General features: G+C 38.9%; 9 protein-coding genes. 3 read left to right on the top strand and 6 right to left on the bottom strand.

Translation table 11 applies throughout. The annotated features are described in order from the left end of the window. The first annotated feature begins 51 nt into the window (after nt 1-51). Genes lepB through EHQ58_RS17120 form a run of 3 tightly spaced genes read left to right on the top strand, consistent with a single transcriptional unit; the run spans nt 52 to nt 4353 of the window. Nucleotides 52-651 (top strand): signal peptidase I, encoded by a 600-nt coding sequence (gene lepB / locus EHQ58_RS17130; RefSeq protein ID WP_135625189.1) that lies wholly within the window; start codon nt 52-54, stop codon nt 649-651. 3 nt (nt 652-654) lie between these two features. Next, nucleotides 655-2466, top strand: coding sequence for a penicillin-binding protein (locus EHQ58_RS17125; RefSeq protein ID WP_135625187.1), 1812 nt, complete (start codon nt 655-657; stop codon nt 2464-2466). Continuing rightward, on the top strand, nt 2467-4353 hold the full coding sequence (locus tag EHQ58_RS17120; RefSeq protein ID WP_135625186.1) for a motility associated factor glycosyltransferase family protein: 1887 nt from the start codon (nt 2467-2469) through the stop codon (nt 4351-4353). Here the strand turns inward: EHQ58_RS17120 and EHQ58_RS17115 are convergent. From EHQ58_RS17115 to EHQ58_RS17090, 6 genes are all read right to left on the bottom strand, one after another. Beyond that, the gene (locus tag EHQ58_RS17115) at nt 4337-5386 is read right to left on the bottom strand and encodes an OmpA family protein (RefSeq protein ID WP_135625184.1); all 1050 of its coding nucleotides are present in this window, start codon (nt 5384-5386) and stop codon (nt 4337-4339) included. The genes EHQ58_RS17120 and EHQ58_RS17115 overlap by 17 nt on opposite strands. Before the next feature lie 71 nt (nt 5387-5457). After that, nucleotides 5458-6954 carry a sigma 54-interacting transcriptional regulator gene (locus EHQ58_RS17110; RefSeq protein WP_135625183.1) on the bottom strand — a complete coding sequence of 499 codons (1497 nt, stop codon included), beginning with the start codon at nt 6952-6954 and terminating at the stop codon, nt 5458-5460. Continuing rightward, complete coding sequence (gene prfB / locus EHQ58_RS17105; protein ID WP_135625182.1) at nt 6955-8082, bottom strand: peptide chain release factor 2; 1128 nt, start codon at nt 8080-8082, stop codon at nt 6955-6957. It abuts the gene before it with no gap. Between the two features lie 51 nt (nt 8083-8133). Further along, nucleotides 8134-8976: a hypothetical protein gene (locus EHQ58_RS17100; protein WP_135625180.1), complete on the bottom strand. Its 843-nt coding sequence runs from the start codon at nt 8974-8976 to the stop codon at nt 8134-8136. A gap of 2 nt (nt 8977-8978) precedes the next feature. Then, nucleotides 8979-10256: a phosphoribosylamine--glycine ligase gene (purD, locus tag EHQ58_RS17095; RefSeq protein WP_135625178.1), complete on the bottom strand. Its 1278-nt coding sequence runs from the start codon at nt 10254-10256 to the stop codon at nt 8979-8981. Further along, nucleotides 10246-12936, bottom strand: a complete 2691-nt coding sequence (locus EHQ58_RS17090) for a valine--tRNA ligase (protein ID WP_135625177.1) — start codon at nt 12934-12936, stop codon at nt 10246-10248. The genes purD and EHQ58_RS17090 overlap by 11 nt, the downstream gene beginning before the upstream one ends. Nucleotides 12937-12949 lie beyond the last annotated feature (13 nt).

Raw genomic sequence — 12949 nt, 5'->3', positions numbered from 1 at the left:
TCTAGAGAGATAGGGAAAAATCACGAATGATTTTTATTTTACGGTTGGTTTATGACTGAAGAAAGAGAACAAAAAAACTGGAAAACTCGACTCAAAAAATATTCCAGACGCACCCTCTACTTCTCTATTTTCCTAGCATTCCTTCTCTTTGTACGCATCTTTTTATTTCAAATTTATTCCATTCAGGGAAATTCCATGTATCCGACCCTATCCAATGGATCCATTGTATTTGTTTGGAAAGGAGGATTCGCACTCTCGGCCAAACTTTTTGGAACAGAATGGCTATATACGGAACCAAACATTCAAAAGCTGGATTTGGTTTTATTTCACGACCAAGCTGGTGAACTTGTCGTTAAACGTGTCATCGGACTCCCCAATGAATTTTACTCCATCGAAGCTGGGAGAGTGCTCATTGATTCCCAGATGCTTATCGAAAATTATACCCCCGTAGGAAGTATCACCATTGAACCAAATAATTCTTTATTTTTGAATTTAAAGAATTCACCATTCCTTGCGATGGGCATGCAAGGAAGAATCCCTCCTGGATATTTCTTGTTACTTGGAGACAATCGAGAATATTCTACGGATTCAAGATCTTTTGGACTCGTTCCTGTTGAAAAAATTAAGGGTAAAGTATTCTTTTATTTTTAATCGATGAACGATAGTAAAAAAAGACTTAAATACATTTTCACCTTCCTTTGTGCTCTTTTTGGAATCTTAATCTTCAGAGTTATCTACTTAACATATTTCAATGAGAGTATCGTTAATTTCAAAACCACAAAGTTAGTCCAACGAGGCACCATTTACGATCGACGTGGCATTGAACTGGCATTGTCTCAAGAATCCGGGACCGTGGGAATAGAGCCTCAAAACATCTATGATATTGAATTAACATCTCAAGAATTAGCCCCGATCCTCGGCATGAGTGCTGAAAAATTAGCGAACACGATACGAGAAAAACAAAATTATTTCTTATTGAAACGTGAAATTGAAATTAAAAAAGCAAATCAAATCAAAGCCTTGGCTCTACCTGGAGTTCGAGTTGAAAAGGAATTCAAGCGAATCTATCCGCAAGGTTCCCTTGCTGCAGGACTTCTTGGCTTCACAGGATACGATGATGACAAAGCTCTTTCCGGGCTGGAAACGCTCTTCAATTTGGAATTATTATCAACTGCTGATGCAGAATCGCAAAAAGGAAACAACCTTCACCTAGCAATCGATAGCCTGATTCAATATCGATTAGAAAAATCCTTAGGAAAAGCATTTCAGGATACATCTTCCAAACATGGGATAGGTATCATCATGGATGTTGATACAGGAAAAATATTAGCAATGGCTTCTTTTCCGACATTTGATCCAAATCATTTCCAAGAGTATTCTTTAGATTCTCACACTAATTGGGCAATTCGTCATGTATACGAACCTGGTTCCACGATGAAAATTTTTATCGCACTTATGTTGTTAAATGAAGGCGCGATTTTACCACATGAGAAATTTTATTGCCCTGGTTATATTGAAGTCGGTAAAACGATTATACGTTGTACTGACCAACATGGTCCCGTCGATTTGGAAGAAATCTTACAAGTTTCATGCAATGTTGGTATCATAAAAGCGACACAAAAAATATCGGATGCCAAGTTTTATAAATATTTAGATCAGTTTAATTTTGGTAAGCGCACCAATTTTTCCTTACATGAAGCCAGAGGGTATTTGACACCTTTATCTAAATGGAATAAGAGTACGCCCTACTTTTTGCCGATAGGACAGGGAATCTCCGTAACTCCCATCCAATTGATAACCGCGGCAGCAGCCGTTGTGAATGGAGGCGTACTATTTGAACCAACTGCCGTCTCTCATATAACAAATTCATATGGAGAGCTAGTGCATGAATTTAAACCAAAAGGCGAAGCTCTGGGAATCAAACAAGGCGCAGCCACAAAAATTTTGGAGGCTATGAGTAAGGCAGTTAAGTCTGGAACCGGTAAAAAAGCATACCTTGAAAACTATTTTATTGCAGGTAAAACCGGTACAGCTCAAAAATCAAAAAACGGGAAAGGATACCAAGAGGGACTATTTACTGCTTCCTTTCTAGGTTTTTTTCCCGCAGAACGTCCTAAATACGTAGGTCTGATTTTATTCGATGAACCGGGTGGAGAAGCGCATACAGGTGGTGGCATCGCCGCGCCTGTATTTCGCGATGTCGTTGAGAGCATCATTCCCATCGTTGAAAAAAGTGAAAAACCACAAAGTTATACTTTAAAAATACAGAAAGATAAAAGTTTCAAAATTTCAAACGAGAGTGTTCCTAGCCTCATCGGACTAAGTGCCAGCGAAAGTATTTCTGTATTAAAGAAATTGAATCTACCTTATCAAATTACTGGAAGTGGTTTTGTTTCAACCCAAGATCCACCCGCTGGTACTTCTTTAAAAAACGTCACTAGTATCCGAGTGAATTTAGAAAATTAAATGATATCCGAATCGGTTGACTTTTTAGAAATAAATTTATCCTGTTTGTCCGAAAACTTGGCTCTAAAAATTTCAAACTCGGAAACTTTGGGCAATCTCCTCATTTCCAAAACGGGTCAGGTTACCATCGAGATCGATGGAATCTTTTTACACAGCAAGCATGATCCCATTAAAGAAGCCGAGAGATTCATCAGTGAATTACCTTACGATGGCGAAAATCGCATATACCTTTTATTTGGTGCAGGATTGGGTTATGTGCTTCCTGGAATCTTAAAGAAATCAAATGCCCATGTCATTTGGATCGAACCACATCCTTTTTTACTGAAAGAAGCACTGAAGTTAAATGACTATCATGATTTTTTAAAAAGTGAATCCTTAATCATCATCTCGGATATCGAAAGCGAAGAAATTCTTCTTCAAGCGTTTAAAGGAAAAGCTACCTATCCGATCACATTTGTTCCCCATAGAAGTTCGTTTCATTGGCGTGAGAAAGAATATTCGAAACTAAAGTTTTTAGCTGAGCAGCATTTTCACAAAAAGGATGTTAACTTAGCCACTCTCACGAGATTTGAGAAAATTTGGGCTAAAAATCTCTGTTTCAATCTAGCTGATCTGATTTCTATGAAACCCATCCAAAGACTCTTTACCATTGCAAACGAAGGTAAGATTCTCGTAGCTGGTGCAGGTCCAAGTTTGTATGAATCAGCAGAGCAGATAAAAAAATATAGAGAACATTTTGTGCTGATAGCAGTTGATACAGCATTGCCTGTTTTATCACATTTTGAAATCGATCCAGATTTAATTTATTCGGTAGATCCTCAAGTGTTAAATAGCCAATATCTGGAGAGTTACACTGGCAATGGGATTCTTATTTTCGATCCAACTTCCACCTATGTTAGTTTACGATTAGAACAGGGACCGAAAAAAGGTTTTTTTTCTTCTTCACCTTTTCCATTAATCAAGCTTATTGAAGAGACAGCAAAAGAGCCGATAGGTGATGTTCCATTCGGAGGTTCTGTTTCCACGAATGCTGCCAGTCTCGGTACTCTTATGGGTGCCAAACAGACCTATCTTGTCGGACAGGATTTATCTTTTACGAAAGGGTGGGCTCACTCCAAAGGGGCCATCATGGAAGAAAGATTGAACTATAAAGAAACGAGAAAGTTTCGAAGGGAATTGCATAATTATCGCCAACTATTCGCACTAGCACCAAAAAAAGTTGAGGGTATCAATGGAGAAAGCCATACAACAAATGAAAAGATGCTCATTTTTAAGAAATGGTTTGAATCTCATGCTTCCGAAAATAAATGGGTCAACTTAACTAAGTTTGGTGCTAAATTGGATAATATTCCTCATTCTAGATTTGAAGAATGTTTTATTGAAGAAGACATCATAATCGCGAATAAAATCAAAAATGAAATTCAAAAGGTTTGTAAGGATAAAAAAAATTATTTAGAAACAAGCGAGCTTCTAAGCAAGTTAAAAGAAACAATTCAAAATCTCGCAGCGTTTTTAATTCCGGTTAAGAACGGATTGCGTTTATCAAAACAGCTTTATGAACAGATCAAAAAGAACCAAATAGATCCAAAACGATTTCAGAGTGATCTAGATTTGATGGATAAAATAGACGAACAAGTATCTTCTAAAAAAGGATTGAATGAGATTCTCAGCCTAGGAATCCAACGAACGATACTCGCGATCACGGAAGGTTACGATGATAATTTAACACTGGAGGAAAAAGAAAACAATAGGCTTGGAGTGGCTAAAAAATCAGTTCTCTTATATGAAGGACTTCACGACTCCATCCAGGCGACAAAGAGAAATCTAAAGAGAAGTCTTTTCCGCCTGGAAGAATTGCAAAATGAGCCACCTATTTTGAATCGATAGAAAGAACCGAAAAATCAACCCGCCTATTATTGATTCTCCCAGCTTCCGTATAATTGGAATCAATATTTGTTGTTTCGCCAAATCCTCTTACATCCAATTGGGAGGCATTGACACCCAACTTAACCAACTCATCTCTTACAAGTTTTGCTCGTTCTTCGGAAAGAATCTTATTTTCGTCGAGCTCCCCAATAAAACACGTATGACCCTTTACTCTAATCTTAATTTCGGGATATGCTTTCAGTGCTTCCGCCAAAGTTGCAATAGAATCCGACGCACCGCTTCCTACATTTAATGTCTGTTTGATAAAGCTAATTCTTAAATCATTGATATAACGAATTGCATCCCCTCGTTTTTTAAACTGGATTGAGACTTGTCCAGGCCCAATCTCTATATGAGGCAAAAGTTGTTCTCTCTGCTCCGTTTTCGTTTTTGGCGCTTCGATTTGCGTATTAGAAGTTTTTGTCGAAGAGTGGTCTTTTGAACCGCCGCGACAAGAACGTAAGATTAGAAAAAGACAAATTAAAACAACGATTAGTATGCCAATAAAAACATAACGTATATAAGTTGAAGATTTTGGTTTTTGACCATATCGATTTAATTCGACAAGTTCATTGTATTCAGGTGTCGGTTCGATTTCGTCCTCTGTCTCATTATCATACACATGGTAGTAAGTATCTTCTGATTCTTTTATATCATGCATGCGGGCAATGGTGGACGTAGTTCTTGATTTTTTTGCTGACTTTGATGAAACTTTTTTACTTGCGGGTGCCGAAATTTTTGCCGCCCATTTTCGAATCTCTGTTCTCAGATACTCATCCGCATCTGTCGCAAAGTTAAAATTATCACGAATGTATTTTACAGTTCTCTTTTCAATGTCTGTATAATCACCTCCATCCACGATGGCCTTAAAAAGACTTGTGGCGATCTTTTTGCTTAGGGGTGCCTTAGAGCGTTTAGACGCTTTTTCGACAATTTCCAATAATTCTCGATCGTATTGTTTTCCTTTGATGGTTCGATAATAACTATCTGCCACGATTGTACCCCTACGGTTAAGTATCGACCTTAAGGGTTCGAAATCCAAGCATTTTCCTGCTCAATCTGGACTTAAGAGTTATATCCCGTTAGAAATTGGTTGTTCTTGATCTTATATTGAAGGGCGCCTCGGCTAATTCCGAGTAATTTTGCCGCCTCTTCTTGCGTAGAAACCCTTTGGAAGGCTTCCTTGATCCACATCGCTTCCAGTCTTTCCGTTGCAATTTTTAGGGATAAATTCTCGCTGGGTGTCAAGATACCTGAAGGCAAGGAAATATTTGAGTTTATAAAGGGGGGAGCCATCGATTCAGATTCCGTATTTCCCGGACCGAAAGAATTTGGTCCAAGGTCAATTTCCGAATGGACGAGCACCGCATATTGGATGGCATTTTGCAACTGACGGACGTTCCCCGCCCAAGGCATGATACTAAGCGCACGAAGTGCTTCATTTTTTAAAGTTTTATTTCGTCCATATTGCTTGTTAAATATATGAAGAAAATGGTGGGCAAGCAGTGGAATGTCGCCTCTTCTTTCCCTGAGAGGCGGTACCCGCAATGGTACCTCTGCTAATTTATAATATAGATCCATTAAAAATTTACCATTTTGGATTTCTTCCAATAGATCTCTTTTACTCCCTGTAAAAATTCTTAGATTTAATGCCTTTTTTTCTCCCTGGGGATTTGGAATGACTTTGTCTCGCAGAACGGATAATAAACGATCTTGAAGATCAAATGCTAAATCTCCAATAGATTCTATATATAACGAGCCGTCATTTGCTTGTTCAATTTTACCTGGATTAAATGATTTACCTGTAAAAGTACCAAAAAGTTCTGCTTCTAAGATTTCATGACTTAATCCAGAACAATCAACTGTCAAAAAAGGCTTATTTTTTCTTTGTGAAACAAAATGGAGAGATCTTGCCACCATTCTTTTTCCTACGCCTTCTTCTCCGATGATCATCACGGATGTATCAGAAGGTCCAATTTGTCTGATTCTATTTTTCAAAAATAATAATAGAGGGTCATATCCTAAAATTTCTTCGACTGGATCTTCTTCTCTTTTTGACTTTTCTACCGCTTCCTTGGCGATTCGTTCTTCTAGTATAACAATAGTTAACTGTGATGCAAATAAGTTTGCTTGGTTGATGATATCAGGTTCAAAAAAATTAACTTTATCAGATTCTAAATTTAATACTCCAATCGTGGTTTCCCTAGTTAATAATGGAATTGCAAGTTCCGATCTCACTGATTCTATGAGCTTAATGTAACTTGCATCCTTTAAAACATCGGGTACGTAGACGATTTCTCTTGAAGAAGCTGCTTGACCGGTGACACCTAGCGTGAAGGGAAGTTTGGCCGCTATTTTCTTTTCCCAATCCATACCTTTCGCAGCCACGATCGTGAGAACATGCTCTTCTTGGTCCGCAATGGAAATACTTCCAGTCGTTGCACCAAACAAAGTTAAGGTTGCTTCCAATATAAAGTTGAGCCTATCCGTAATGTTTGGAAGGTGTTGAATCTCCTTTTGGATTTTTCTAATGGTCGCAGATATATCTTTTGCTAGTGCCATCTAGGACTTCACACCAGCCTTGAGATTGGTAACGTATTTTAAATATGCAATGATAAATGAGTGTAAATCGCCATCCATGACTGGTTGGATATTCCCCGTTTCATGGTCTGTCCGATGATCTTTCACTAAATTATAAGGATGAAACACATAGCTTCGAATTTGTGAACCCCAGGAGATATCTCTTTTTTCCCCAGCTTTCTTCTGATTTTCTTCTTCTGCCTTCTGTTTTTCCAATTCATACAATCTTGCCTTAAGCATCTTCATGGCAGTATCTCTGTTTTTTATCTGGGATCTTTCCATTTGGCAGGAAACTACGATTCCCGTTGGTATATGTGTCATTCGCACAGCGGAGTCTGTTGTATTGACGTGCTGACCACCTGCCCCGGAAGAACGATAGACATCGACGCGAAGATCTTTTTCTTCTACGACAATTTTAATATCATCATCAATTTCTGGTGTTACATAGACAGAAGCGAAACTGGTATGTCTTCGTTTATTGGAATCAAAAGGAGAAATTCTCACAAGACGATGAACGCCAGACTCACATTTGAGATAACCAAATGGATGGTCACCTTGCACGTACAATGTGGCATTCTTTATTCCAGCTGTTTCTCCAGGTTGGTAGTCTACCAAATCAGCACGATAGCCTTTTTTCTCACAATACCTTGTATACATTCTGAGAAGCATATCCGCCCAATCTTGCGACTCTGTTCCTCCAGCTCCGGGATGGATATTGATAAAGGCAGGTTTATTATCATCTTTGCCTGATAAGGCATCCAACATTTGCAAATCTTCAAATTTTGCATAAAGTTTTTCATAGTCTTCATTTAGACCAGAAAGACCTGACTCGCCTAACTCTTCAATGGTGAGCTCTATCAAATCCGGTAATTCTGTAAGTTCTTTCCTTAGCTCGATCCAAGGATCTAATTTGAGTTGTAAGTCGTTTCTTTTTTGCGTAATTGATTTTGCAGCTTCAGGGTCGTCCCAAAGTTTCGGGTCATTCGCTCTCTCTATGAGAGATTGCAATCGATCATAGTCCTCTTGCAGATTGTGCAAATTCCAATAATTAGAAAATTGCTCAATGGTCTCCCCTGTTTGTTTGATAAGTTCTTTCTGTGAACGATCCATAGTTTACTAATATCAATCTTCGATGTCGTGAGATAATGAAAAGCTAAAATCCTATTGGAATAGAGAGTCTTTACGAATTCTCTCAACTTCCCATTGAAATGTGATTTCTCTAAGTTGAGGAGTATTCCCTTCAACAGTGGATACAAGTGCGTAGGATGGCTGCTCACCAAATTGTTCAGGCTGCTTCCTAAGTACGAATTTTCCAGCTCGTATGAGTTCAATGACATGAAGTAAAAAAGGGTCCTTTTCTTTTTTGGACATTTCTTCCATAGAATAGTAAAATGTACTGAGTCCCTTATAAAACCAATCCAGGTATTCGCTCTTACCATAAGGCCAAATTTGTTCCAATTCAATTTGAGTTTCTTGGACGAGGGACTTACCTAAAAAGGGTTTTTGAAGGAGTCTGCATTGAAAATAAATTTCAAAATTTAAATCTCGATCTCCACCTTTTTCAAAATCGGCACCGATCCATCGAATCCAAGATTTTTTCTCACGAATTGGCAAGGAAGGAATCAATGCAAATAAATAACCTTGGTCTCTAAATATCCTCTCATGAGAAAGGTATTCTAAAATCTCGAGCGGGATCATATAATGACCCTTTTTCCATTGGACTACAAAAGGTATGGACTCGAGCAATAAGTATTCGGCAGGAGTTTCACCTCGTATAGTATCGCCAAACTGTGTAAGTACGAAGATGAAGGATAATAATTCTTGGCGACTTAAATTACTAAGAATACCGACAGATCCACCTAATGTTTGCAATGTTCTGCGAATCATTAAATGTTGCTGTAGATGAGACTGATTTTCTGAAAGTATGATACCTAGGTGTTTTTCTAAGTTTCTGAGTGCCCCTTTTTCGAAAGCACCAACATTTCCAGAAATGGCGAATGGCATATTTAAAGCGCTCTCCTACCAATGTCTTTTCGATAAAATGTATTCTTGAAATCGGTTCTGGCTAAATAATCATAACACTGGTTCATGGTGTCTTGAAGATTTTTGGAGATAGATGTGATTCCGAGAATCCGTCCTCCCGTGGAAACAATTTGAGTGTCTTGTTTTTTTGTACCTGCATGGAAAACTTTCACATCACCTGACGGTTCTGGAATTTCCAATGGAATCCCTTTTTTAGGTGCCTCAGGATATCCTTCCGCAGCAAGAACGACAACCGCGCTCGTAGCCTCTTTGGTCCTTAATTCTCTGGTTTCTAAATTTTTGGTCGCCGATTGATAGAGCAAAGTAAGCAAATCTTCGTTTAATAAGCGCAATACGCATTGGGTCTCAGGATCCCCGAATCTACAATTAAATTCGACAACATTTGCCTCTCCTTTTGGAGATATCATCAAACCAACATATAGTAATCCTTTATAGGGATGACCTTCTTTTTGAAAGGCGCCGAGAATCGGCTCTATGATGTTTGTCTCTATTTGTTTTTGAATCTCTGCCGTAACAATGGGCGCAGGTGCATACGCACCCATTCCCCCCGTATTCGGCCCTAAATCTCCATCAAAAGCTCTCTTATGGTCTTGTGCAGCAGGCAAACAAGCGTAATGTTCGCCGTCTGTGAGGACAAATAAAGAAGCTTCCTCACCTTCCAAAAAAGATTCGATAACTACTTTTTCACCACTCGAGCCAAATTTTTGTGTTATAAAAATATCTTCAAGTGCCTGCTTAACTTCTGTTAATTGAAAGGCTACAGTCACTCCCTTTCCCGCAGCCAGGCCATCCGCTTTGACGACCAGAGGCAGAGATTGCTTTTGGCAATACGACCATGCAGAATCATAGTCCTTAAATACTGCATACGTTGCGGTTGGAACATTTGCTTTTTGCATCATCTCTTTGGCAAAATGCTTTGATCCTTCAATTTGTGCACAGTATGCAGATGGGCCAAAACAAGGCACGCCTGCTCTCTCGCACCAATCAGCCATACCAAAAACGAGCGGGTCTTCTGGACCGACTACCACCAAATCGATATGATTTGACTTTAAAAATGCACTAAATTGCATCTCATCAAAAATGTTTATTTGATCTTTATTTAGAAGTATTCCTTCTGGAAAACCAGCGTTTCCAGGAAATACCTTTAACTCATCAAGATTGGTGGATTCCAAGATCGATGTCGCAATTGCGTGCTCTCTTCCACCACCTCCGATTAATAATACTTTAATCTTAGGTTTCAATTTTTTCCAATGCTCTCTTGATACTTTCTAATTTTTCTTTCCAAGTATTGTATTTTTCACGTTCTTTCTCAACGACCTCTGGTTTCGCTTTCTCAACGAACGCAGGGTTGTTGATTTTTGATTCTAACTTTTCCATTTCCAGTTGGATCTGCTTCTGCTCTTTTTCGAGTCTTTGTTTTTCTTTTTCGAAATCAAAGATTCCTGCTAGGGGTAGGACAATCTCTCCTATGGAGAAGGCTCCCACCGAGTCCGTATTCAAGGCAACGTACGATGAATCAAAAGATATCGTCTCTGCCTTTGCCAACTGTAAAATCGATTTCAGCTCCCGTTCTATCATCAATTGCAGATCAGAATCAGATACTTTTAATATGATCTGACATTTCTTTTCCGGTTTCACGCCTAACTCAGCTCGCATATTTCTAACTTTCGTGACGATCTCTTGAAGAATTAACATACGTTTGACAGAAGGATTTTCCGAAGAAACCCCATACGCTTTAGGAAAGTCGGTAAGAGAAATGAATTCATCGGAAAGGAGCGAATGAATTTCTTCTGTTAAAAAAGGCATAAATGGATGAAGTAATCCTAAAGACTTAACCAAAATACTCACCAAAACTTGTCTGGCGTTTTCTTGCGATTCTGGTGTTACGTTTCCATAAATTCGTGCCTTGGAGAGTTCCAAATACCAATCACAAAAAGATCCCCAGATGAAATCATAAATGAGATTGGCCATTTCAAAGAAATGATATTCGGAGAATGCCTTTTCGTAGTTCGCAAGTGTTTTATCAAATTCGTGAAGGATCCATAGATCCGTTTCTTCTAACTTTTTTAAATCTAACTCGCGAATTTGAAAGTCCTCGGGCAAGTTCATAAAGATGAATCTACTTGAGTTCCAAATTTTATTGCAAAAGGATCGATAACCGTCTAATCTAGACTCGTCGAATAAAATATCTTTTCCCTCAGGCAGGACAGCCGCCAAAAAAAACCGAAATGAATCCGTTCCATACTTGGACATCATATCAAGGGGATCGATCACATTGCCTAAAGACTTGCTGAATTTTTTTCCATCCTTATCGCGAACTAATCCATGAATGAGTACTTTACGAAAAGGTACCTCGCCCATAAATTTTAGACCTGACATCATCATCCTTGCGACCCAAAAGAAAATGATATCGAATCCAGTGACTAATACAGAGGTAGGATAATACTTGCTCAATGCTTCCGAAGATTCTGGCCAACCAAAAACCGAAAACGGCCAGAGACCTGACGAAAACCAAGTATCGAGAACGTCTTCGTCCTGCTTGATTTCTGATTCCGAAATTTCTTTACCCATTTTTTTAAAAAGTTCAATTGCTTCGCTCTGCGATTCAGCGACAACAAAACTTCCGTCGGGCGCATAATAGGCAGGGATGCGATGTCCCCACCAAAGTTGGCGAGAAATGCACCAATCTTTTATATTTTCCATCCATTCGAAATATGTTTTTTCCCACATTTTGGGTTGGAATTGTACTTTTCCATTTCGAACTGCATCAATCGCCGGTTTTGCGAGAGGCGCAATTTTAACAAACCATTGTGTAGAAAGTAATGGTTCAATGACTGCCCCACCCCTTTGGTTATGCCCAACACTATGGACATGCGTTTCGATTTTTTCAATATAGCCCAGAAGTTCTAATTCTTCTACAACCTTCTTTCTAACTTCAAATCGATCCATTCCGGAGTATTTGCCTGCATTTGCATTTAGTGTCCCGTCCAAGTTCATCACATTAACGGGAGTAAGACCAAGTCGTTGGCCTGCTTCAAAGTCATTCAGGTCATGTGCTGGTGTAATTTTCACCAAACCGGAACCAAATTCTTGATCTACGAAACCATCAAACAGAACGGGTATTTCTTTATTAACTATCGGAAGGACAACCATCTGATTTCGTAAAGAAGTATAACGGGCATCATTTGGATGAGCACAAACGGCAACGTCACCAAACATCGTTTCTGGTCTTGTTGTTGCTACGACGATATAATCTTCTGGAACCAAATCTTTTATCTGCTTGCCTGCCTTGAGAGCGCTTGCTTTCGGATACCTGACATGATAAAGTTTACCTTGTTTTTCCTTATACTCCACTTCGATATCAGAAATCGCAGTTTTCGTTACAGGGCACCAATTGATGATCCTCTCTCCACGATAGATCAAACCTTCTTCATAAAGTTTTTTAAATACTAAGATGACCGCTTTCGATAAACCCTCATCAAAAGTAAAACGTTGTTTCGACCAATCTACCGATTCACCAAGTAACCGTTGTTGCTTGGCAATCATTCCGCCAGAATGTGCTTTCCATTCCCAAACTTTTTTTATAAAATCTTCTCTACTGAAATCGGTACGCTTTTTACCTTCTTTTGCTAACTCCCTTTCAACAACAACTTGGGTCGCGATCCCCGCATGGTCCATTCCTGGTATCCATACGACATTCTTCCCTTTTTTTCGTTCGATGCGAATGATAATATCTTGGATCGTATGATTGAGTGCATGACCTATATGTAAATTACCGGTAACATTAGGTGGTGGGATGACAATGGAAAATGATTCTTTTGCATTTGTATTTGGTGAAAATGCATTTGTATCTTCCCACTTTTGAATCCATTTTGACTCAACAGATTCGGGTTCGTAGCGATCGGAAAGTTGTCTTTTCATAAGTCGGAATTTT

This window comes from Leptospira ognonensis (assembly GCF_004770745.1).
In the GTDB taxonomy this organism is placed as follows: domain Bacteria; phylum Spirochaetota; class Leptospiria; order Leptospirales; family Leptospiraceae; genus Leptospira_A; species Leptospira_A ognonensis.
The sequence above is the reverse complement of the archived record's forward strand: the minus strand, read 5'-3'. Positions and strand labels throughout refer to the sequence as shown.